The sequence below is a fragment of the Saccharothrix ecbatanensis genome, assembly GCF_014205015.1.
GTDB classification, from domain to species: Bacteria; Actinomycetota; Actinomycetes; order Mycobacteriales; family Pseudonocardiaceae; genus Actinosynnema; species Actinosynnema ecbatanense.
This window is the reverse complement of record NZ_JACHMO010000001.1, coordinates 7,218,130-7,239,911: the sequence shown is the minus strand read 5'-3', so window position 1 is coordinate 7,239,911 and position 21,782 is coordinate 7,218,130. Positions and strand designations below refer to the sequence as shown.

The 21,782-nt window shown below is 71.1% G+C and carries 24 protein-coding genes and 1 pseudogene; 18 read left to right on the top strand and 7 right to left on the bottom strand.

The features are described 5' to 3' along the window. Window positions 1–11: 11 nt before the first annotated feature. From dnaJ to F4560_RS31440, 3 genes are all read left to right on the top strand, one after another. Window positions 12–1,187 (top strand): molecular chaperone DnaJ, encoded by a 1,176-nt coding sequence (gene dnaJ, locus F4560_RS31450; protein WP_184926305.1) that lies wholly within the window; start codon window positions 12–14, stop codon window positions 1,185–1,187. Next, window positions 1,184–1,609, top strand: coding sequence for a heat shock protein transcriptional repressor HspR (locus F4560_RS31445; protein WP_184926303.1), 426 nt, complete (start codon window positions 1,184–1,186; stop codon window positions 1,607–1,609). The genes dnaJ and F4560_RS31445 overlap by 4 nt, the downstream gene beginning before the upstream one ends. 118 nt (window positions 1,610–1,727) lie before the next feature. Then, on the top strand, window positions 1,728–2,405 hold the full coding sequence (locus F4560_RS31440) for an alpha/beta fold hydrolase (protein WP_184926301.1): 678 nt from the start codon (window positions 1,728–1,730) through the stop codon (window positions 2,403–2,405). Window positions 2,406–2,671: 266 nt separating this feature from the next. Here F4560_RS31440 and F4560_RS31435 read toward each other — a convergent pair whose 3' ends face one another. Both F4560_RS31435 and F4560_RS31430 read right to left on the bottom strand, forming a co-directional pair. Beyond that, window positions 2,672–3,775, bottom strand: a complete 1,104-nt coding sequence (locus F4560_RS31435) for an FAD-binding oxidoreductase (RefSeq protein WP_184926299.1) — start codon at window positions 3,773–3,775, stop codon at window positions 2,672–2,674. 552 nt (window positions 3,776–4,327) lie between these two features. Further along, window positions 4,328–4,708, bottom strand: coding sequence for a VOC family protein (locus F4560_RS31430; RefSeq protein WP_184926298.1), 381 nt, complete (start codon window positions 4,706–4,708; stop codon window positions 4,328–4,330). A gap of 196 nt (window positions 4,709–4,904) precedes the next feature. Between F4560_RS31430 and clpB the strand changes: the two genes are divergently transcribed. Together clpB and F4560_RS31420 are read left to right on the top strand one after the other, a co-directional pair. Next, window positions 4,905–7,487, top strand: coding sequence for an ATP-dependent chaperone ClpB (gene clpB / locus F4560_RS31425; RefSeq protein ID WP_184926296.1), 2,583 nt, complete (start codon window positions 4,905–4,907; stop codon window positions 7,485–7,487). A 25-nt stretch (window positions 7,488–7,512) separates the two neighbouring features. Then, on the top strand, window positions 7,513–8,157 hold the full coding sequence (locus F4560_RS31420) for a class I SAM-dependent DNA methyltransferase (RefSeq protein WP_184926294.1): 645 nt from the start codon (window positions 7,513–7,515) through the stop codon (window positions 8,155–8,157). A gap of 259 nt (window positions 8,158–8,416) precedes the next feature. On the opposite strand, the pseudogene tnpA reads toward F4560_RS31420, so the two are convergent. Continuing rightward, window positions 8,417–8,698 (bottom strand): annotated as a pseudogene (tnpA, locus tag F4560_RS46725) (IS200/IS605 family transposase); the annotation flags it as partial. Window positions 8,699–9,227: 529 nt separating this feature from the next. On the opposite strand from tnpA, the gene F4560_RS43795 reads away from it, so the two are divergent. The 6 genes from F4560_RS43795 (at window position 9,228) to F4560_RS31385 (ending at window position 13,066) form a co-directional block, all read left to right on the top strand. Next, the gene (locus F4560_RS43795) at window positions 9,228–9,815 is read left to right on the top strand and encodes a transposase (protein ID WP_221483702.1); all 588 of its coding nucleotides are present in this window, start codon (window positions 9,228–9,230) and stop codon (window positions 9,813–9,815) included. A gap of 37 nt (window positions 9,816–9,852) precedes the next feature. Next, window positions 9,853–10,548 (top strand): TtfA family protein, encoded by a 696-nt coding sequence (locus F4560_RS31405; protein WP_312869588.1) that lies wholly within the window; start codon window positions 9,853–9,855, stop codon window positions 10,546–10,548. Continuing rightward, window positions 10,545–11,324, top strand: a complete 780-nt coding sequence (locus tag F4560_RS31400; protein ID WP_184926290.1) for an SDR family NAD(P)-dependent oxidoreductase — start codon at window positions 10,545–10,547, stop codon at window positions 11,322–11,324. Before F4560_RS31405 ends, F4560_RS31400 begins: the two co-directional genes overlap by 4 nt. Before the next feature lie 67 nt (window positions 11,325–11,391). Further along, a complete protein-coding gene (locus F4560_RS31395; protein WP_184926288.1) occupies window positions 11,392–11,745 on the top strand; it encodes a hypothetical protein in 354 nt (117 codons plus the stop codon). After that, entirely contained in the window at window positions 11,742–12,635 is an 894-nt protein-coding gene (locus F4560_RS31390; RefSeq protein WP_184926286.1) for a WXG100 family type VII secretion target, read from the top strand. The genes F4560_RS31395 and F4560_RS31390 overlap by 4 nt, the downstream gene beginning before the upstream one ends. Further along, a complete protein-coding gene (locus tag F4560_RS31385) occupies window positions 12,632–13,066 on the top strand; it encodes a hypothetical protein (RefSeq protein ID WP_184926283.1) in 435 nt (144 codons plus the stop codon). Before F4560_RS31390 ends, F4560_RS31385 begins: the two co-directional genes overlap by 4 nt. A gap of 493 nt (window positions 13,067–13,559) precedes the next feature. Here the strand turns inward: F4560_RS31385 and F4560_RS31380 are convergent, their stop codons facing one another. Further along, window positions 13,560–14,129, bottom strand: coding sequence for a hypothetical protein (locus tag F4560_RS31380; protein ID WP_184926281.1), 570 nt, complete (start codon window positions 14,127–14,129; stop codon window positions 13,560–13,562). Window positions 14,130–14,182: 53 nt separating this feature from the next. Here F4560_RS31380 and pyrE point away from each other — a divergent pair, with 53 nt between their 5' ends. The 5 genes from pyrE (at window position 14,183) to F4560_RS31355 (ending at window position 17,727) form a co-directional block, all read left to right on the top strand. Next, complete coding sequence (pyrE, locus tag F4560_RS31375; protein WP_312869879.1) at window positions 14,183–14,737, top strand: orotate phosphoribosyltransferase; 555 nt, start codon at window positions 14,183–14,185, stop codon at window positions 14,735–14,737. 1 nt (window position 14,738) lies between these two features. Next, window positions 14,739–15,428: a hypothetical protein gene (locus tag F4560_RS31370; protein WP_184926277.1), complete on the top strand. Its 690-nt coding sequence runs from the start codon at window positions 14,739–14,741 to the stop codon at window positions 15,426–15,428. A 75-nt stretch (window positions 15,429–15,503) separates the two neighbouring features. Further along, a complete protein-coding gene (locus tag F4560_RS31365; RefSeq protein WP_184926275.1) occupies window positions 15,504–15,893 on the top strand; it encodes a DUF2784 domain-containing protein in 390 nt (129 codons plus the stop codon). A gap of 36 nt (window positions 15,894–15,929) precedes the next feature. Next, entirely contained in the window at window positions 15,930–16,622 is a 693-nt protein-coding gene (locus F4560_RS46325; RefSeq protein ID WP_184926273.1) for a TrmH family RNA methyltransferase, read from the top strand. Between the two features lie 25 nt (window positions 16,623–16,647). Continuing rightward, window positions 16,648–17,727, top strand: a complete 1,080-nt coding sequence (locus F4560_RS31355) for a glycoside hydrolase family 76 protein (protein ID WP_184926271.1) — start codon at window positions 16,648–16,650, stop codon at window positions 17,725–17,727. Here F4560_RS31355 and F4560_RS31350 read toward each other — a convergent pair. Continuing rightward, window positions 17,708–18,478 (bottom strand): sugar phosphate isomerase/epimerase family protein, encoded by a 771-nt coding sequence (locus F4560_RS31350; RefSeq protein WP_184926269.1) that lies wholly within the window; start codon window positions 18,476–18,478, stop codon window positions 17,708–17,710. The two genes, F4560_RS31355 and F4560_RS31350, sit on opposite strands and share 20 nt — an antisense overlap. A 28-nt stretch (window positions 18,479–18,506) precedes the next feature. After that, window positions 18,507–19,463 (bottom strand): LacI family DNA-binding transcriptional regulator, encoded by a 957-nt coding sequence (locus tag F4560_RS31345; protein WP_184926267.1) that lies wholly within the window; start codon window positions 19,461–19,463, stop codon window positions 18,507–18,509. Window positions 19,464–19,540: 77 nt separating this feature from the next. On the opposite strand from F4560_RS31345, the gene F4560_RS31340 reads away from it, so the two are divergent. Both F4560_RS31340 and F4560_RS31335 read left to right on the top strand, forming a co-directional pair. Next, complete coding sequence (locus F4560_RS31340) at window positions 19,541–20,362, top strand: PfkB family carbohydrate kinase (RefSeq protein WP_184929502.1); 822 nt, start codon at window positions 19,541–19,543, stop codon at window positions 20,360–20,362. Continuing rightward, window positions 20,344–20,979, top strand: a complete 636-nt coding sequence (locus F4560_RS31335) for a nucleoside/nucleotide kinase family protein (RefSeq protein ID WP_312869587.1) — start codon at window positions 20,344–20,346, stop codon at window positions 20,977–20,979. Before F4560_RS31340 ends, F4560_RS31335 begins: the two co-directional genes overlap by 19 nt. Window positions 20,980–20,985: 6 nt before the next feature. Here F4560_RS31335 and F4560_RS31330 read toward each other — a convergent pair whose 3' ends face one another. Continuing rightward, on the bottom strand, window positions 20,986–21,660 hold the full coding sequence (locus F4560_RS31330) for a DedA family protein (protein WP_184926265.1): 675 nt from the start codon (window positions 21,658–21,660) through the stop codon (window positions 20,986–20,988). Window positions 21,661–21,782 lie beyond the last annotated feature (122 nt).

Sequence of the window (21,782 nt, the reverse complement as noted above, 5' to 3'; positions counted from 1 at the left end):
GGGCGGCGTCCGTGAGCGCTCGTGACTGGATCGAGAAGGACTTCTACCGCGAGCTGGGCGTCACCTCCGACGCTTCGGCCGACGACATCAAGAAGGCGTACCGGAAGTTGGCGCGGGTGCTGCACCCCGACGCCAACCCCGGTGACGCCAAGGCCGAGGCGCGGTTCAAGGCGGTGTCCGAGGCGTACGGCGTGCTGTCGGACACCGCGAAGCGCAAGCAGTACGACGAGGCCCGCCGCCTCTTCTCCGGAGGCGGCGGGTTCCCCGGCGGGTTCGGCACCGGCAGCGGGTTCGACGTCGGCGACCTGTTCGGCCGCCAGGGCGCGGGCGCGCAGCAGCCCGGCGGCATGGGCGGGCTCGGCGACCTGCTCGGCGGCCTGTTCAACCGCCGGGCCGGCACGGCGGGGTCGGCGACCAGACCGCGGCGCGGCGAGGACGTCGAGACCGACGTGCGGATCGACTTCACCGAGGCCGTCAAGGGCGCGACCGTGCCCATGCGCCTGTCCAGCCCGGCGGCCTGCGGCACCTGCTCCGGTTCCGGCGCGCGTCCCGGCACGACGCCCCGGACGTGCGCGAACTGCGGTGGCGCCGGTCTGGTGACCCGCAGCCAGGGCGCGTTCGCGTTCTCCGAGCCGTGCACCGACTGCCGGGGCACCGGGCGGATCGTGGACGACCCGTGCCCGGAGTGCGGCGGCGACGGCGTGAGCACGAAGAGCCGCACGTTGACCATCCGCATCCCTCCGGGCGTGGACGACGGTCAGCGGATCCGGTTGGCCGGGCAGGGTGAGCCGGGGCGCAACAGCGGGCCGAACGGCGACCTGTTCGTGCGCGTCCACGTCAACCCGCACCCGCTTTTCGGGCGTTCGGGCAACGACCTGACGCTGACCGTGCCGGTGACGTTCCCCGAGTTGGCGCTCGGCACGACGTTGACCGTGCCCACGCTTGAGGGCAAGGTGACTCTGAAGGTTCCCGCGGGCACGGCCAGTGGCCGGGTGCTGCGGGCCAAGGGCAAGGGCATCGCCAAGCGCGACGGACAGGTCGGCGACCTGCTCATCACGCTGAACGTGGCGGTGCCGAACAACACGGACGCCGCAGCACGGGAGGCGTTGGAGAACTACGCGTCGGCGACGGCGAAGCACGACCCGCGCGCTGAGCTCAACGCCCTGTTGGAGAAGAGGTCGGTGTGAGCTTCCCGTTCCCGCCCGGCACCGACGAGGACACCCCGTTCTTCGTCATCTCCGTGGCGGCCCAGTTGTCCGGCTTGCACGCCCAGACCCTCCGGTCCTACGACCGGCTGGGTCTGGTGTCGCCGGGCCGCACTTCCGGCGGTGGGCGCCGGTACTCGATGCGCGACATCGTGCTGCTGCGGGAGGTGCAGCGCCTCTCGCAGGAGGAGGGCGTCAACCTCGCCGGGGTCAAGCGGATCATCGAGCTGGAGAACGAGGTCGGCGCGCTGCGCGCCCAGGTGAACGAGCTGGCGGAACAGCTCGCGTCCGCCATGGCCGCCGCCGAGCACGCCGCAGCCTCGGTCCACGCGTCGTACCGCCGTGACCTGGTCCCGGTGCGCCACGAGACCGCCCTGGTCGTCTGGAAACCGAACAAACGCTGACCGGCGGCGTCGCCCAATGGGGTGATCATGGCCGAAATATGTACGGAAACACTGTTCCCGTTACTCGGTTAAACCATGAGGAACCCCGCGACGCCGAACCCGCGGCCACACTGGAGCCGTGGACTACGTCTTCGTGCACGGCACCACCCAGTCGCCGACCGCCTGGCGCCCCGTCGAGGACCTCCTCCGCCGCCGTGGCCACCGCACCGTCGCCGTCGACCTGCCCACGGACCAGCCTGAGCTGCGCGCCGTCGACTACGCCGCGATCGCCCGCGCGCAGGCGGGCGACATGCTCGCCCCGGTCCTGGTCGGCCACTCCGGCGCCGGCCTGCTGATGCCCGCCATCGCCCGCGCCGTCGCCGCGTCCCACCTGGCCTGGATCGCCGCGATGATCCCCGGCCCCGTGTCCCTGGCCGACGAGCTCGCCGCCGACACCGGCGAGATGTTCAACCCGGAGTGGCGCGCCCTCACCGACCCGCCCACTGCGGACCCGGTGGTGGCCGCGTACTTCCTGTTCCACGACTGCGACCTGGCCGGGGTGCGCGCCGGCCTGCGGTCCCTCCGCCTCTTCTACCCCGCCGCGACGTACCGCGAGGTCCACGAGCTGCCGGACGTGCCGTCGACCTACGTCCTGCCCCGCGAGGACCGCACGCTGCGGCCGTCCTGGATGCGCCGGGCCGCGCGGGAACGGCTCGGGGTCGACGCGATCGAGGTCGACGGTGGCCACTGTCCGCAGACCAGCAGGCCCGAGACGCTGGCGGCGGTGCTCGGCGCGGCGTGGTCGGGTCCCGCTTGACTCCGCGCGCCTGACCGCGCCTGACCCTGCGCGCCTGACCCTGCAGACCTGACCCCCGGCGGACCTGAACCGCGTGCGTGAACCGGCGCGACGGACGGCGTGAACCGCGAGAACCCACGCGTGAACCGCGAGAACCCACGCGTGAACCGCGAGAACCCACGCGTGAACCGCGTGCGCCTACCGGCGCGCAGGCACGGCTCGAACCGACGCGACCAGGTGAACTGGCGCGAATCGGCGCGACGGGCGCGTGAACCGGTGCTAGCGGGTCAGTCCAGGGTGAAGGGGTCGTACTTGATCCGGTCCAGTGGCGTCCCGGCGACGAGCATCCGCGACACGGTCGCCCGGATCATCGACGGCGAGCCGCACACCAGCACGTCCCGTTCCTCCCACGCCCCGTACCGCGTGACCACGTCGGCCAGCGTGCCCTGCTCGACACCGCGCGCACCCGGATCCGACTCCAGCACCGGCACGACGGTCAGCCACGGGTTGGTCATGGCGAACCGCTGGAGGTTGTCCAAGTCGTACAGGTCCTCCCGCGTCCGCCCACCCATGAACAGGTGCACGCGCGGGTTCTCGCCCCACTGCGCCATCTCGTCGATGATCGCGTGCATCGGCGCCACACCGGTCCCACCGGCGACCATCAGCACGTCCCGCCCGCTCTTGCGGTCGACGCTCAGGCGGCCCATCGGCGGACCGATGCGCCACACGTCACCGGGCTGCGTGTGCCCGACGATCGACCGGCTCACCCACCCGCCCTCGACCGAACGGATGTGGAACTCGATGATGCCGTCGTCGCGCGGCGCGTTGGCGGGCGAGTAGTACCGCCACAGCCGCGCGCGCTGCGGCGTCTCCACGCTGACGTACTGACCGGCCTGGTACCCGACCGGGTGATCGGGCTGCAACCGCACGACGGCCAGGTCCCAGCTCACCCGCTGGTGCTCCAGCACGGTCGCGTGCCAGTACGCAGGCCCGTCGTCGGCGGCCGCGGCCTCCTGCATGGCCCGCGCCATGATCGTGTACGCCTCGGCCCAGGCCATCTCGACCTGCGGCGTCCACGCCGGTCCGGCGAACTTCTTGACCGCCGACAGCAGCGCCATGCCGACCGACTCGTAGTGCACGTTGACGACACCGAACTTGCGGTGGTCACGCCCGAGTTGGCGGAGGAACGGGATCAGGTCGTCCGGGCGGTCCACCATCTGCACGACGTGGACCAGGGCGCGCAGCAGTCGGCTGCGCTGGACCTCCATGTTCGCGGGGAACATTTCACGGGTCGCCGGCGCGAGACTGAAGAGCATGCCGTAGAAGAACTTCGCGACTTCGTCCTGGCGCGGCTCCACCACCGCGAAGCTCTCCCGGATCATCCGCACCATAGCGGTGACACCAGGAGGAGGTTCTCGGTGTGGGGGGCTTGGGATGGGGCTCAACACAGCGTTCGCAGTCATGGTCCGGGCGCAGTCTCCACGTTTCTGGCGGCGCCAGCAAGGGCGCTACGTCCTCGTCAAGCTTCCATCCCCGACGAGGCGACACTAACCCGCCAACTGGCCGGTCGGTTCCTTGATGCCACCTTCGAGTGCAGTGCGGTTACAGCGGGTTACGCACGGCTCCGGCGAAAGGGTGGACATTCCCCTCCACGTATACCTAATGCGCTGCTCATCGCCCACTCCCAGGTGAACGGCTTGCCCACGCAACGCGCACGACTGCGCACGCGACCGTGTCCGGGATCGCTCCCAGCGTCCAGCTGAGACGGCCGGTTGAGACGCTCCGCCCGCCGGTGAGCGCGACGGGCGGGACGTTCACCCCAGTGGCGGCCGGCGGACCGCGCAAGTGCGGGTTGCCGCACCGGCCTGTGGATGCTCACCTGCGAATTGTGGACAACTCAGGCACAGGTGTGGACAACCCGCTGCGACATGTGGGTGACGGCGTCAGGAGAGTGCGGCACGCTCCGCTGCGCTGACTTCGACGCAGAACTCGTTGCCCTCCGGATCGGCCAGCACGACCCACCCGCGACCGTTCGGCCGGCGCTGGTCGTCGACCAACGTCGCCCCGATCCCGAGCAGCCGCTCCACTTCGGCATCCCGAGCGATGTCGGGACGGAGGTCGAGGTGGACCCGGTTCTTGACCGTCTTGCCCTCCGGGACCTGGATGAACAGCAGTCCCGGCCCTTCCGGCAGTTCGACGAGCGCTTCGGGGTCACCCGGCTGGTCTTCGTCGCTCACCGGCTGCCCGGTGACCTGGCTCCAGAACTGCGCCAGCGCGTAAGCGTCCTTGCAGTCGACCGTGATGTGGTGCACGAGGGAACTCATGCCCAGATCCTCATGTGCGGACCTCTCGGCTGCACCCGAGTTTCACGGCCGCCGTCACGCCGCGCCGGGCCGTGGCCCACACCACACACTTCCACTAGGTTGAGCGGAACTGACTCAACTTTTCTGACGTTGAGCGGGATGACGGCTGGTGCGGAACGCTGGCCAACGCGCGCACGAACACCGACCGAGGTGAGGAATGGACGCTTTCAACCCGACCACGAAGACCCAGCAGGCCGTGTCCGCCGCCGTGCAGGCGGCGACCATCGCGGGCAATCCCGACGTCGGCCCGGTCCACCTCCTCGGCGCCCTCCTGGCCCAGGGCGACGGCCTGACCGCGCCCCTCCTGTCCGCCGTCGGCGCGGACCCGACGCAGGTGCACAAGGAACTCGACCAGATCTCCAGGGGCCTGCCCGCGGCCAGCGGCTCCTCCGTGTCCGCGCCCCAGTTCTCCCGCGAGGCGGCCCGGGTGCTGGGCAAGGCGCAGGAACTCGCCACTGAGATGGGTGACGAGTACGTGTCCACCGAGCACCTGCTCGTCGGCCTCTCCCACCACGGCGGCCAGGTCGCCGACCTGCTGCGTCGCCACGGCGCGACCCCCGAATCCCTCAAGGAGGCGTTCGGCAAGGTCCGCGGCTCGGCCCGCGTCACCAGCCCGGATCCGGAGGGCACCTACAAGGCGTTGGAGAAGTACGGCGTCGACCTGACCGAACGCGCCCGCAAGGGCGAGCTGGACCCGGTCATCGGCCGGAACACCGAGATCCGCCGCGTCGTGCAGGTCCTGTCCCGTCGCACGAAGAACAACCCGGTCCTGATCGGCGAGCCCGGCGTGGGCAAGACGGCCATCGTCGAGGGCCTGGCCCAGCGGATCATCGCCGGCGACGTGCCCGAGAGCCTCCGCGGCAAGAAGGTCGTCGCGCTCGACCTCGGCTCGATGGTGGCGGGCGCGAAGTACCGGGGCGAGTTCGAGGAGCGGCTGAAGGCCGTGCTGAAGGAGATCACCGACTCCGCCGGCCAGGTCGTCACGTTCATCGACGAGCTGCACACGATCGTCGGCGCGGGCGCTACGGGCGAGTCCGCCATGGACGCGGGCAACATGATCAAGCCGATGCTGGCCCGCGGCGAGCTGCGGATGGTCGGCGCGACCACGTTGGACGAGTACCGCGAGCACATCGAGAAGGACGCCGCCCTGGAACGCCGCTTCCAGCAGGTCTTCGTCGGCGAGCCGTCCGTCGAGGACACCATCGGCATCCTGCGCGGCCTCAAGGACCGGTACGAGGTGCACCACGGCGTGCGCATCACCGACGCCGCCCTGGTCGCCGCCGCCACCCTCTCCGACCGGTACATCACCGCCCGCTTCCTCCCCGACAAGGCGATCGACCTGGTGGACGAGTCGGCGTCCCGGCTGCGCATGGAGATCGACTCCCGGCCGGTCGAGATCGACGAGGTCGAACGCGCGGTGCGCCGGCTGGAGATCGAGGAGATGGCGCTGGCCAAGGAGTCGGACGCGCCCTCGGTGGAACGCCTCGCCGCGCTGCGAGCCGAGCTGGCCGAGCAGCGCGAGACGCTGGCCGGGCTGACCGCCCGCTGGCAGAACGAGAAGGGCTCGATCGAGAAGGTCCGCGACCTCAAGGAGCAGCTGGAGCAGCTGCGCGGCGAGTCGGAGCGGGCCGAGCGGGACGGTGACCTGGGCCGGGCCGCCGAGCTGCGGTACGGGCGCATCCCGGCGTTGGAGAAGGAGCTGGAGGCGGCCACCCGCACCACGCAGGGCGCCGCCGTGATGCTGAAGGAGGAGGTCGGCCCGGACGACGTGGCCGACGTGGTCTCCGCGTGGACGGGCATTCCGGCGGGTCGGCTGCTCGAAGGCGAGACGGCGAAGCTGCTGCGCATGGAGGACGAGCTGGCCAAGCGCGTGGTCGGCCAGGCCGAGGCGGTCCGGGTGGTGTCGGACGCGGTCCGGCGGACCCGTGCGGGCGTGGCGGACCCGGACCGGCCGACCGGCTCGTTCCTGTTCCTCGGACCGACCGGCGTCGGCAAGACGGAGCTGGCCAAGGCGCTGGCGGAGTTCCTGTTCGACGACGAGCGGGCGATGATCCGGATCGACATGAGCGAGTACTCCGAGAAGCACTCGGTGGCCCGGCTCGTCGGCGCGCCCCCCGGTTACGTCGGGTACGACCAGGGCGGTCAGCTCACCGAGTCCGTGCGCCGCCGGCCTTACTCGGTCGTGCTGCTGGACGAGGTCGAGAAGGCCCACCCGGACGTGTTCGACGTGCTGCTCCAGGTGTTGGACGACGGGAGGCTCACCGACGGCCAGGGTCGCACGGTCGACTTCCGCAACACCATCCTGGTGCTGACGTCGAACCTCGGGTCGCACGTCATCGCCGACGCCAACCTGAACGAGCGGCAGCGCAGTGACGCGGTCATGTCGGTGGTCCGGACGCACTTCAAGCCGGAGTTCCTGAACAGGTTGGACGACGTGGTGGTGTTCCACTCGCTGGCCACCGAGGAGCTGACCTCGATCGTGGAGATCCAGGTCGAACGCCTCGCCCGTCGTCTTGCGCAACGTCGCCTGACCCTGGAAGTCACCCCCGCCGCGCGTGAGTGGCTGGCGTTGAACGGCTTCGACCCGGTGTACGGGGCTCGGCCGTTGCGGCGGCTGGTGCAGTCGTCCATCGGTGATCAGCTGGCGAAGGAACTGCTGGCCGGGGACGTGCGGGACGGTGACACGGTGCGGGTCGACGTGCTGGACGACCAGTCGGGCCTGATCGTCGGCAGGGCGTGATGTCGGGGTGAATACGGTGTCGGCCATGAGCGTTGACGGCTGGTTGGCCGACACCAGGACCTCGTACGACACGGTCGCGGAGAGCTATGCGGACATGCTGCGCGACGGCTTGGCCAAGTACCCGCACTTGATGTCGGCTCTGGCGTTGTTCGCGGACACGGTGGCAGCGGCGGGTGGTGGGCCGGTGGCGGACGTCGGCTGCGGCCCCGGGCACGTCACCGCGCACCTGCGCGGGCTGGGGGCCGACGCCTTCGGTGTCGACTTGTCGCCGGGCATGGTCGAGGCGGCTCGGCGTGACCACCCCGGCGTGCGGTTCGAGGTCGGGTCGATGACGGACCTGGACCTCGCCGACGGGTCGGTCGCCGGGCTGCTCGCGTGGTGGTCGCTGATCCACGTGCCGGACGAGGAGGTTCCGGGGGTGTTCGCGCACTTCCGGCGGGTGCTTCGTCCTGGCGGGCCGCTGCTGCTCGGCTTCCACGTCGGGGACGCGTCACACCTGAAGACGGAGGGCTACGGCGGTCATCCGATGAACGTCTACATCCACCGTCGGCGGCCTGAACGGGTGGGGGCCTGGCTGCGTGAGGCCGGGTTCGTGGTCGAGGCGCAGACGTTGCTCGACCCGGACGAGAGCAAACCGAGCGCGATGCTCTTCGCGCGCCGCCTGGCTTAGCTCTGCGGTGGTCCGGTGTGCCGAGCTCGCCGGCGTCGGCAGGCAACGGCGGGCGTGGTGAGCGGGCCAGGTTGAGCGGGGCGAGTCGACGCGGCCCGGGTCGAGCGGGCGAGTGATCTGCCCCAGGCCGCAAGTCCGCTTCGCAGGCGTCCCCCGCGGAGGGCCCCTGTTTTCAACGCGCTAATCGCAGGGATCCCGGCCGTTCACGGCCGGGAGGAATGCGATCCGGTGGTTGCGGTCCTGTCGTTGCAGGCAGGTTTCAGTCCGGTCGTTTCTGTCGCTGGATGTAGTGCTTGACGATGTCGGGTGGTGCACCTGCGCAGGAGGTGGCGAAGTAGGAGGGCGACCAGACGTGGTTGCCCCCTAGGTACTGCCGGATGTGGTCGGGGTACTCGCGGCGCAGGTGGTGGCCGGAGACGCCTTTGAGGCTGTTGACCAGGCGGGACAGCGCGACGCTGGGCGGGTATTGGACGAGGAGGTGCACGTGGTCGGTCTCGCCGTTGAACTCGCGCAGCTCGGCGTCGAACCCGGCGCACACCTCGAGCATGATCACCTCACATCGCGTGAGGAGCGTGTCGGTGAGCGCGGCTGCTGCCGACGCCGGACCAGACGGCGGCGCTGACGTCCGCCCTCCACGCGGCGAATGCGGCGGCCGACCGGGTGTCGGTACTCGCCCGCGAACGCGACGTGTACTCGCGCCGTGGCTTGCAGAAGCTGCTCTACGCGCAGGTGAAAGCGGAGTTCGGGTTGTCCGCGCAGCCGGCGCTGCACGTGATCCGCAAGGTTGCCGACGCCTACACCACGCTGACCGGCAATCTCCGGGCCGGCAACCTCGGCCCGGAGGGATCGCGCGGCGGGTCAAGGCCGGGTCGGCGCCGGTCCGGTTCCGACCGGATGCGGCCCAGGCGTTCGACGACCGCTGCCTGTCGTGGGACCACGACGAGCGCACGGTGTCGATCTGGACCGTGTGTGGACGCCTGAAGGGCGTGCGGTTCACCGGCCGAGGCGACCACCTGGATCTGCTGCGCGAGCATCGGCGGGGCTAGTCCGACCAGGTGTTCCGGGACGGCATGTGGTTCCTGATCGCCACGATCGACGTGCCGGAACCGGAGCTGTCGGAGCCGGCCGGGTGGCTCGGTGTCGACCTGGGCATCGTCAACATCACCACCACCGCCGACGAGGTTCGCGCGGCCGGACGCCGCCTCAACCGCCATCGGGCCGGGATGCGGGCATTGCGGCGCAAGTTGCAGGCCAAACGCACCACCTCCGCACGCCGTGCCCTCAAACGCCTCCGTCGTCGGGAGGCGCGCTTCGCCACCGACGTCAACCATGTCCTGTCCAAGCAGCTCGTCACGACCGCGCAACGCACCGGACGCGGTAACCGGCCCCACCAGGCCGTGTTCGCCTGCCGACGCTGCGGCCACACCGCGAACGCCGACCACAACGCTTCCCGCGACATCGGCCACGCCGCCGAAGTCGCATGGAACGCCGAGAAGCTGACCACTGCCATGCGGGGCCGACACGCCCGAGCTGTCCGGGGCTGCCCTGTGGACAAGGTTCGGGCCTGTGGACAACTGAGGCACGCCCTGACGTCGCCGGCAGACCTCCGCGATCCGGGTAACAGCTTGATCCGTTTGCGCGAACCACGCCCCAAGTGATCTTCGTTTGTTCCCCGCAGCCCGCTACTCTCGCACCGTGGGCATACCGGCGTGGGTCTGGTTCACCGTCGCCGCGGTAGCGGGCGTCGCGGGGTTCGCCCTGCTCGCCACCGACCGGGCGCAACGAACCGCGCGTAACCGCGAACGTCGCCGATGGGCGGCGTTGCGCGGCTGGCAGTTCGAGGAGACCGACCACGTGCTGCCCACCCGCTGGGAGAGCGGCGCGATCGCCTACTACGGCACCGGCGTCGCCAAGGACGTGGTCGCCGGCTCCACCTTCACCGCGGACGGCCGCCGCCAGGTCTACGTGCTCGACCACGAAACCGGCGGCAAGGTCAACTCGGTGCTGGTCGGCGTGCGCTGCCGGCGTGCGTTGTCGGTGGTCATCGAGCTGTGGCTGCCGAGCGTCCCGTTCCAGCGCGACCAGATGCCCGACCTGCTCGGCCCGGTCGGCTCGCGGTACGCGTTCGTCAGCGAACTGCCCGCCGCCCGCAAGCTCATCACCCCGGACCTGGTCGACGCCGCCGAGGAGATCGGCGGGGACGTCACCGTGGTCTGGCTGGAGGACGACTGGGTGCTGGCCGCCGCGCCGCCGAACTCGACCCCCGCCCGGCTGGAACGCCTGCTGCGCGACCTCGGCGAACTCGCCGACGTGATCGACCCGTTCGAGGTGGACCCCGAATCGGACACCGGCGGCGAAGTCCACCGCCCGCAGTTCGGGCGCAAGCCGTGACGCCGCCGACCGCCCTGGTGACGGGCGCGACGTCCGGCATCGGCGCCGCGTTCGCCCGCCGCCTCGCCGCCGAGGGCCACGACCTGGTGCTCGTCGCCCGCACGGTGGAGCGGCTGGAGGAGACGGCGGCCAAGCTGCGCGCGGCGCACGGCATCACCGCCGAGGTGCTGCCCGCCGACCTGGCGAGCCAGGACGGCCGTGCCGCGGTCGAGGACTTCCTGGCCAAGCGCGAGGTCGACCTGCTGGTCAACAACGCGGGCTTCGCCCTCTCGGCCGAGTTCTTCGCCGCCGACCCGCTCGCGCTCCAGTCCCAGCTCGACGTGAACGTGACGAGCGTGCTCCGACTCACCCGCGCCGCGCTGCCCGGCATGGTGGCGCGCGGCCGCGGAGCGGTGGTCAACGTGTCCAGCGTGGCCGGTTTCCTGCCTGGCCGAGGCACGACGTACAGCGCGGACAAGGCGTGGGTGACGGCGTTCTCCGAAGGCATGGCGATGGCCACGGCGGGCACGGGTGTGCGCGTGATGGCGTTGTGCCCGGGTTTCGTGCGCACCGAGTTCCACGAGCGCGCGAAGATCGACATGTCCAGGACGCCCGGCCTGCTCTACCTCGACGCGGACCGCGTGGTGCACGACGCGCTCGCCGACCTCCGCGCGGGCAAGCCGCTGTCCATTCCGGGCGCCCAGTACAAGGCCATCACCGTGCTCTCACGTTTCGTCCCGCGCTCGTTGCTGCGGCGGCTGGCCTCGCGCGCAGCGGGCGGCCGAGGTCGCACTTAGATCGTTGGGAACCTGAACCCGGTTCGGCCCGTCCCACTCCACTAGTTGGAACAGGGAGGAACCGTCCATGGGCGAACAGTTCAAAGTGGAGCCGCCGGAGCTCCGCGGGTACGGCGAGTTGCTGGCACGCAACGCGCAGCACTTCATGACGATCAAGGAGCACGCTGTCACCAAGGGCGGCGACACCTCCGGTTTCACCGGTCTTCTCTCCTTGTTGCAGCCGATCGTCACCGGCGTCGCGTCCCTCTACGGGGAGACGCTCGACTTCGCGAACCAGATGATGGTCAAGGAAGCCGAATCGCTCAACCAGGCCGCCGACATGTACGAGAAGGGCGAACAGCAGGTCATGACCCTGATCGACAAGGTGCTCGCCGAGCTCCACACCGTCGCCGAGGCGCCCTCGCTCGGAGGTGGCCGATGACCGCGTACGCGGACGTCGAAGACCCGTCGGTCGCGCTCAGCGCGGGGGCGGAGGACCGGCCGGGTCGGCAGTCGACCAAGGAGCTCATCGAGAAGGCCGGCTGGAAGATCCAGGGCGTCAACTGGATCTACGAGAAGGTCACCGGCGAGAACCTGCTGGACGCGCTGATCAAGCCGCTGCTCGGCGATTTCGAGAAGATCGACGAGAACGCCAACTCGTGGGACCGGGTGGCCAAGGCACTGGACTCCGTGCGGCACAACGTGGACGCGGGCGCGGAGCAGCTGGCGTCGCACTGGGACGGTGACGCGGCCAAGGCGTTCGAGACGCGCATGGGCACCATGTGGGTGATCGCCATCGAGGCGGACTCGCAGATCGCGCGGATCATCGGCAACCAGTTCCGGTCGACCGCGAGCACGTGCCGCACGGCGTGCGGTCTCGCGTTGACGCTGCTGGACATGCTGGTCGGCAAGCTGATGGAAGCCGCGATGACGGCGTGGATCCCGGTTGTCGGCTGGGGCCGCGCGGTGTGGATGGTGTACGACGCGATCCAGATCGTGGACGCCATCCGCAAGATCATCATCGCCATCGAGACGCTGATCGAGGGCGTCCAGGGCATGATCGACGGCGTCGTCGCCATGGGCACCGCGCTGTCGAAGCTGAAGGACGTGCGCGACGTCGGCGACCTGCTGGACGTGGTCGACGGGTACCAGGACGGCAAGGAGAAGTACGACAACGGCGTGGCCGCGGCGAAGTCCGGCGCGATCGGTGTCGGGTTGGGCGCTTACGGCCTCGGCAAGGCGGGGAACGCGGCGAACGGCCGCTCCAGCACGCCTCCGCCGACAGCGCCGGCACCCGCGCCCACGGGCTCAGGTGGAGGTGGAGGGCAGTGACGTTCCCGTATGACAAGGCCCGGCTGGACGCGCTGGTCGCCGATGTGGAACAGCGCATGGCGAACGTCGAGCAGACCGCTCGGGCGGCGAGCCAGGTGCAGATGCGGTCGCGTGGGCTGACGCAGGCCGATTTCGCGGAGATCTCGCGGTTCGCCAACAGCCCCGGTGCGCCCCGGGAGTTGAAGGAACTGGCTCGGCGGGTGGACGCGGGTGAGATGTCCTGGGAGGACATCGCGTCCGGGCGCGCGGTGGACGACGAGGGCGTGCAGCAGGCTTTGCAGACCGGTGTGCCGGACTTGCAGCGCGCGTACTCGGCGATCCAGGCGGGCGACGACCCCGAGGACGTCGCCTCGGCGGGCACGCCTCGGCCGAGTGGGCGACGTGACGATGACGACGACGAGCCGAACAAGTTCAGCGAGGACGCCTGGTAGTCGGCTGCTGGTGTCCAGCCGACTGCTGGTGCCGGGGCCGCCCAGCCCCGCCGGACTTGTCCACAGGCCCCGACATTGTCGGACCCTTGTGGCAGGGTTAAAGCAGGGGTCCCCTTGGCGGGGACGCCTGCGTAGCCGGTGATCTGGGCGGCCTGTGGCCGTGGTCCGGGCGGGCGGCGGCGGTAGTGGTTGGCCGTGGTCCGGGGCGGTCGGTGGCGGTTGGCCATGGTCCGGGTGGGTCGGTAGCCGTGGCCCGTGGTCGGTTGGCTGTGCCTGTGGCCCGCGCCTGTGGCCCGCGCCCGTGGCCCGCGCCCGTGGCCCGCGCCTGTGGCCTGTGGCCCCGTGGCCGTGGCGGTTGGCGGTGGTCTGGGTGGCGGTGTGCGTCGCCGTGGTCTGGGTGGCGGGTGTGCGTGCGTGGTCGGCCCGTGGACTGCGGCTGATCACGCGCGCGTGATCCGTGAACCCGGTTCAGGTCAGGGTGCGTGAACCTGGATCAGGTCAGCGTGGGGAAGTCGAAGCTGCCGCCGCTGGTGTGGTTCGTCCCGATCCCCCGCACCACGTCGTACGCCACCGCCGCCGCGATCGCCAACGACCGGACCGGGTCCGGCGTGCCCGGACGGATGTTCAGCACGTCCCGCCGCACCCGCCGCCCGTCGCGCTTCACCACGGCTCCCGGGCTGAACGAAGCCACCTCGTGCAGCAGGCACAACCGCTGCCCACCCGCGTCGAGCAGCCCGTACGCACCATGACCCTCGTGCCGCACCGAACCGGCCACCACGCCGTTCGGCCACAGCACCTGCGTCGGCGGCTTCCCGGCACCCTTGCGGATCAGCAGCAGCTCCTGACCGTGCCCGGACAGGACGAGGTCGAACTGGGTGCGGCCGGAGAACGCCGTGGCGCGCAACAGCTTCCGCAGTGGCCCCAGGAACTTGCGTTCGGAGACCGTCGCGATCTGCCCGCCGCGCCCGTCGTACACGTCGTTCCGGTACTTGGTGCTGAGCACGTGCCGCAGCACGCCCCAGGGCTGCTCGATGACGAGGGTGTCGGTGCCGGGAAGGGTCACGGTGTGCCAGCGTACGGCCCGGTATGACACTCTTGGGACCTGTGCGAGCTGAAGTGGTACTGGACGCCGACGCGAAAGCCGAATTGGCGCGGTTGGTGAGCGAGTTGGCCGTGGTGCACGGCAAGGTCACGCTGTCCTCGGGCAAAGAGGCCGACTACTACATCGACCTGCGCCGGGCGACGCTGCACCACGCCGCCGCCCCGCTGATCGGCAGGCTGCTCCGGCAGCTCACCGCCGACTGGGACTACGTCGCGGCGGGCGGTCTGACGTTGGGGGCCGATCCGGTGGCGTGCGCGATGATGCACGCCGCGGCCGGTGCTGGTGAGGTGCTGGACGCGTTCGTGGTCCGCAAGGCGGCCAAGCAGCACGGCATGCAGCGGCGCATCGAGGGCATCGAGGTGGCCGGGCAGCGGGTGCTGGCGGTCGAGGACACGTCCACCACCGGCAGCAGCGTGCTGACCGCCGTCGAGGCCCTGCGCGAGGGCGGCGCCACGGTGATCGGCGTCGCCACCGTCGTGGACCGGGGCACCGGCGCGCGCGAGGTGATCGAGGACGCCGGGCTGCCGTACCGGTACCTGCTCGACCTCGCCGACCTGGGCCTGGCCTGACATGCTCTCGCTGGTCCTGCTCCTGGTGATCATGGCGATCCTCGGTGTCGGGGTCGCGGTGGGGCTGTCGCGCCGCAAGCGGGGACCGTTCGCGGACCGGCAGTTCGTGAGCCCGTGGGAGCAGCAGATGCGGGCGCTGGAGGCGTCCCTGGGCTGGCGGTTCGTCGCCGAGGACCAGGGGTTCCAGGAACGCGTGCCGCAGGTCGGCCGGATGCTGGAGGCCGACCGGAGCCGGGTGAAGGCCCAGCTCGTCGGCCACTGGCGCGGTGTGCCGGTGCTGGCCGTCGAGGTGGTGTTCCGCGCCGACAACGTGGTGACGTCGGAGTACCGGACCTACACGGTGGTCGTCGTGCCGCGCCCGATGCCGGGGCCGTGGGTGCTGATCAGCCCGCGCGACGACACCGTGTGGGGTCTGTTCGAGCAGCCTGTGCCCAGCGGCGACCCGGCGTTGGACGAGCGCTACGAGGTGCGCCGGCGGAATCCGGCGTTCGCCACGGCGCTGTTCGGCTCCGGCCTGCCGCAGGCGCTGCTGCACGACCCGCGGGCGAACGGGGTGGCGATCGCGTTCGACGAGCACAACCTCGCCGCCGCCGTGCCCGGCCCGCTGTTGCAGGCTCCGCTGGCCCACTTGGCGGACCTGCTGCTGGACGTGGCGGGCCGGGTGCCCTGGCAGGCACTGCCCCGCGGCTGACCACTGCGTCACACCTGCGTATTTCAGGGGCGTGTGATCGCGTACCGGCCTACTCTGGGAAACAGGGAGGTCGCTATGAACGCGCGCGCGTTAGCCGAGCTCGTCATGGTGGTGCACTTCGGGGTCCTGCTGTTCCTGGTCGCCGGTGGCTTCATGGCCTGGCGGTGGCCGAAGGTCCTGCGGTTCCACCTGGCGATGGCGACGTGGGGTCTGCTGGTCGTGATGTTCCCGATCGCCTGCCCCCTGACCTGGCTGGAGAACACCCTCCGCACGGCCGCCGGCCAGCCGGCCCTCGCGTCCGGTTTCATCGACACCTACATCGACGGCGTCCTGTACCCGGATTCCGCCGCACGCCTGGTGCAGGTGCTGGTGGGGCTCGTCGTGATCACGTCCTGGGTCGGCTACCACGTCAAACGCCGCGTCGAGCAGACCGCACCGGGCCACCGCGGCGCCGAGTCGGCCTGACTACGATCGCCCCGGTCTTCCAACGCCGGGGGTGACGTGGCCGAGCGAGTGGTCCTCGAAGGGTTTCACGCGGTCAAGCACGCGGTCCGGTTCGGGGCCGCGGTCGACCGGGTGGTGGTGCTCGACCGGGCGAAGGCGCTGGGGTTGACCAGGTCGCACGCGCCCGACCTGGTCGGCGTGTTCGAAGACCGGGCCGACGTGGTGGACGCCGCCGAGTTCCTGCGGGTGATCGGGCGGTCGCACCCGACGGGGGTCGGCGGGCTCGCCGCACGGCCCGACGTCGTGACCACCGACCGGTCCGCGCCGTTGGTGCTGCTGGACAACCCGCGGAACCTGGGCAACTTCGGCGCGGTGATCCGGGTGGCCGCCGGGCTCGGCGCCGGTGGGGTCGTCTCGCTCGGCGACGTCGACCCTTGGCACCCGAACGTGCTGCGCGGGAGCGCGGGGCTGCACTTCGCGTTGCCGGTCGGCCGGTTGGACGGGGTCGGGGACGTCGAGGGGACCGTCATCGCGTTCGACGCCGACGGGCACGACCTGCGGGACGTGCGGATCCCGGACGACGCGGTGCTGGCCTTCGGGTCGGAACGGCACGGCCTCTCGGACGACGTGCGGGAGCGGGCCGACCTGGTGGTCTCGTTGCCGATGCGGCCGAAGGTCTCCAGCTACAACCTGACCACCAGCGTCGCCATGGGCCTCTACCACTGGGAACTGTTCCGACGAGCTTCTTGAACGGTTCAGTAGGCAGGCTGGTCGGGTGACTACGCCGAAGCTCCTCGCCGCACGCGCCGGTGTCGCCGAACGTGCGGTCGAGTCCCGGCACCTGCGCCGGGTCTGGGGAGTGCCGGGCACGGCCCTCGGCGCGGTCGGGTGGCCGGTCGACTGGGCCGCCCGGCTGCACGTCCGGTTCAGCTACTGGTGGCAGGCGCACCTGCTCGACTGCGTCCTCGACGCCCAGCTCCGCGCACCCCGTCCGGCACGGCTGGCGCTGGTGAAGCGGCTCGTGCGCGGCATCCGGGTGCGCAACCTGGTCGGCTGGACCAACGACTACTACGACGACGTGGCGTGGCTGGGGCTGGCGCTGCTCCGCGCCGAACGGGAAGCCGGGATCGGGAAACCGAAGGCCGTCGCCGCCATCACGGACCGGCTCCGCGCGGGCTGGACCGACCACGGCGGCGGCGGGATCTGGTGGAAGCGGAACGACGACTTCAAGAACGTCCCGGCGAACGGCCCGGCGGCGATCCTGTTCGCCAGGCTGGGCACCCGGGCGGACGTCGGCCGCGCGCGGTCCGTCGTGGACTGGATCGAGGACTGCCTGGTGGACGACGAGACCGGGCTGGCGTGGGACGGCCTGCACGTCCACCCCGACGGCTCGGTCCGGGAGGTCGAGAAGAACGTCTACACCTACTGCCAGGGCGTGCTGCTCGGCGCGTGCGTGGAGCTGGACTCCGCCCACTACCGGGACACCGCGGCGCGGATCGTCGACGCGGTGGACAAGCACCTCGCCACCGACGGCGTCCTGCGCGGCCACGGCGGCGGTGACGGCGGCCTGTTCGGCGGCATCCTCACCCGGTACCTGGCACAGGCGGCGCTGCGGCTCGACCGACCCCAGGCGGCACGGGCGGCGGACATCGTGTTCAGCTCGGCCGAGGCGGTGTGGGCGAACCGGACCGCGGTGGTGAGCGGGCCGCTGTTCGGTCCGGAGTGGACGAAGCCGGCGGTCCGGCCCGCGCGCGGCGGACCGGAACGGGACCTGTCCGTCCAACTGGGCGGGTGGATGGCGCTGGAGGCCGCCGCCCTGTTGGAGCGCAACGGGATCACGCCGCCGCGGAGCTAAGCCACACCAGCAACGTCGCGGCGTCGGCGCGGAACACCTCGGGCGAGTCGTCGGCGACGAACTCCAGCAGCACGAACCGGTCCACGCCGTCCCGACCCAGTTCCCGCAGCACCGGCGACCACAGGTCGTCGCGCGCGGCCAACGCCAGCCGGTCCGACCAGCCGCCCGGACCCCACGAGAAGACGTGCGCGGTCGTCAACGCCGGTAGCAGCGCCCGCACCTCCTCGACGGCGTCCGACACGTCCTGCGCGCCGCCCGGCTGCCAGTACGGCACCACCGACCCGTGCCCGATCTCGGCGAACAGGCGCTTCGCGGACTCCAACGTGTCCGTCAACGTGTCCGGGTGGTACTCCAACGCCACGCGCACTCCGGCCGCCTCTGAAGCGTCCGCCGCCGCACGGATCGCGTCGACCACGGCGGCCCGCTGCCCACCGGACGTGGTGGCCGACCCGGTGTTGCCCGCCCACACCCTGATCTGCGGCGCGCCCAGCTCCACGGCCGTCGCCAGCACGGCGTCCCACTCGGCCGGTTCCGTCACGCCCGCGCGGTAGTACGAGCCGTAGGAGGAGACGGTCAACCCGGCGTCCGCGCACCGCTGCCGCGCGTCCCGTGCCGCCGCCAGGTCGTTCAGCGGCACGTGCACGTCACCGCCCCACTCGACGGCCCGAAGACCGCAGTCGCGCGCGAGCGCCACCACTTCGGGGACGGACAACGCGCGGAAAGTCACCGAGACCAGGCCGGGCAGCAGCACGAGGGCCACGCTACCCGCGGCGCGGAGGTCAGTGGCAGCCGCAGGACTGGCGGTGCCGCAACGTCGGCGGCAGGCGGCTCGTCTCCGGCGGCCGGGTCGGGTCCTCGATGCGGGCCAGCAGCAGCCGCACCGCCGTGCGCCCGATCTCCTCCACCGGCTGGGCCATCGAGGTCAGCGGCGGGTCGACCAGCTCGGCCCACTCGACCTCGCCGTACGTCACCAGCGCCAACTCCGACCCGAACCGCACGCCCCGCGCGCGAGCCGTGTGCAGCACGTCCATCAGCACCTGGTGGTCGCTCACCACCACGCCCGTGACGCGCCCGAGCAGCGGGTCGAGCGACGGCCGGACCAGCTCCTCGTCCCACGCCAACCCGGCCCGGCCCAGACCGAGCCGGTAGCCGAGCACGCGTTCGTCCGTGGTCGGCACGCCGGTCGGGCCGCACACCAGGCCGATCCGCCGGTGCCCCAACTCCGCGAGGTGCCGCACGAGCGTGGACGTGGCCTGCACGTTCTCCGGGCCGACCTGGTCCACCTCCTGCGCCACGGTGAGCCGGTCCACCAGCACCGTCGGCACGCCCAGCCGGCGCAACTCGGGCAGCGCGGCCGAACCGGACGTCGGCGTGAGCAGCACCCCGTCCACCCGGCGCGAGCGCAGCATCCGGACCGCGGCCTGCTCCGACTCGGCGGTGTCCCGGGTGTCGATCAGCACCAGCGTGTAGCCGGACCTGGCCGCCTCGCTCTCGATCGCGGCGATCAGCTCGGCGAAGTACGGGTGCGACACCAGCGACACGGCGAGGCCGAGCGATTTCGTGCCGCCCGTGACGAGCGAGCGCGCGATGGCGTCGCCGGTGTAGCCGGTCTCCTCGATCGCCTTCAGCACCCGTTCCCGGGTGGCGGCGGCGACCGACCTGGTCTCGTTGATCACGTGTGAGACCGTGGTGATGGAGACGCCGGCGAGACTGGCGACCTCCTTCATGGTGACCATGGACTCGTCCCCGTTCGGGCTGGCGCAAGCGATTGCGTGGGGACCTTACCTGGTAGGAGGGGCGTGCCGTGGCTTCTGTGCTGTGTGTCGGGCTGACCACCGTGGACGTCAGCCAACGGGTGGCGGAGTTCCCGGGGCCGGGGCAGAAGGTGCAGTCGCTCGGCGTGCACCTGGCGCCCGGCGGCCCGGCCGCGAACGCCGCCCGCGCGGTGGCGGCCCTGGGGCACCGGGCGGTGCTGCTGACCGCGTTGGACGGTGAGCTGGGCGGGTTCGCGCGGTCCCGGCTGCACCCGGTGGAGGTGCGCTCGCTCGGGGCCGGTCCGGCGTTGAGCATGGTCGCGGTGCGGGAGCGGGACGGTGAGCGGACCGTCATCTCGCGCAACGCGGCGGAGTCCGAACTCACCGGGGAGGTGGACCCGGCGCTGGTCGAAGCGGCGGACGTGGTGCTGGTGGACGGCCACCTCGGGCCGCTCGCCCTGCAAGCCGCCCGCCTGGCCCGACGCGCGGGCGTGCCGGTGGTGTTGGACGCGGGCAGCTGGAAGCCTGTGCTGGACGACCTGCTGCCCCTGGTGGACGTCGCCGCGTGCTCGGCCGCCTTCGAGCTGTCCGAGACCGAGGTGCACGCCCGCGGTGTGCCGCTGGTGATCCGGACGCACGGCCCGCGTCCCGTCACCTGGTCGCGCGGTGGTGTCACCGGCGCGCGACCGGTACCTGTTGTCGAGGTGCGCGACACGAACGGCGCGGGCGACGTGTGGCACGGCGCGCTGGCGGTCGCGGTCGCCGAAGGGCTGGCGGTGGACGAAGCCGTCCGCTGGGCGAACGAGGTTGCCGCGGTGCGCGTGCGCCACACCGCGTGGGACTGGGTGGAGGAGCTGGGACGGTGGCGGGACAGCGGGTGAGGTTCGACGAGTTGGTCGACCGGGCGCGACGGCTGGTGGACACCGGCGAACGCAGGCTCCTCGGCATCGGCGGCGCGCCGGGCTCGGGCAAGTCGACGTTGGCCCGCCGGTTGGCGGACGCGCTCGGCGAGGACGCCGTGCTGGTCGGGATGGACGGCTTCCACCTGGCCCAGCGCGAGCTGGAGCGGCTGGGCCTCGCCGACCGGAAGGGCGCGCCGGACACGTTCGACATCCCCGGGTACGTCGACATGCTCGGCCGGTTGAAGGCATGTGGGCCGGACGTCGTGTACGCGCCGGAGTTCCGCCGGGAGATCGAGGAACCGATCGCCTGCGCGGTGCCGGTCGACCCGTCCGTGCCGCTGGTCGTCACCGAGGGCAACTACCTGCTGCTCCAGTACGACCGGTGGAAGCGCGTGCGGGTCGTGCTGGACGAGGCGTGGTTCCTGATGATCGACGAGGAGCTGCGGGTGGCCCGGCTGATCGACCGGCACGTCCGCTACGGGCGGTCGGAGGAGGACGCCCGTGAACGCGTGCTGCACGGGACCGACCACGTGAACGCGCTCATGGTGAACGCGTCCAAGTCCGCCGCGGACCTGCTGATCACCGAAGTGCTGTGAGCCCCGTCAGTTCTGCGGGACGACGACGACGGCGTCCTCGTCCACCGGCTTCTTCATCTCCTGCCGGTAGCGGTAGAAGCCGTAGCCGGTGCCGCCGACGAAGAAGGCGATGCTGATGACCACGGCCGCCGTCTCCAGCCACGGCACGGCCGTCAGCAGGCCGGCGCCGTAGTAGCCCGCGAGCACCAGCGTCGGCACCCAGGCGATCGCGCCGATGGTCGTGGCCAGCATGAACCGCTTCGGGTCCATCCGGGCCGCGCCGGCGATCATCGGGGCGAGCGTGCGCACCCACGGGATCCAGCGGGCCAGCACGATGGCCCAGAAGCCGCGTCGGTCCAGGAAGTCCCGGGCCTTGGCAAGGTTCTCCTTGTTGAGCACCTTGCCACCGCGCCGGGCGAGTAGTCGCGTCCCGGTGTGCCGGCCGATGTAGTAGCCGATCTGGTTGCCGACGACGGCCACGATGAGCGCGGCGAGCGACAGCAACCAAGCCGACAGTTCACCGTCGTGCGATGCGAGCACCACACCGGCGGCGAACAGCAGCGAGTCACCCGGCAGGAACAGGCCGAAGATGAACGCGCACTCGAAGAAGATGAAGCTCAGCGTGATCAGCCACACGGCCAACGGGCCTGCGGAATCCAGGTCGATGAACGCTGCTGCTTCGCTCGATGCGGACAACACCACAAGGGCAGCCTACGTGGGACCGCGGTGTCGTCTGGGCGACATGGGGATAACGCCTTGCCGAAGCCTCGAAGTCGTGGCACTCCGTACGGGCCCGAACACGTGCTGGAGCCATCGCCGTTCCG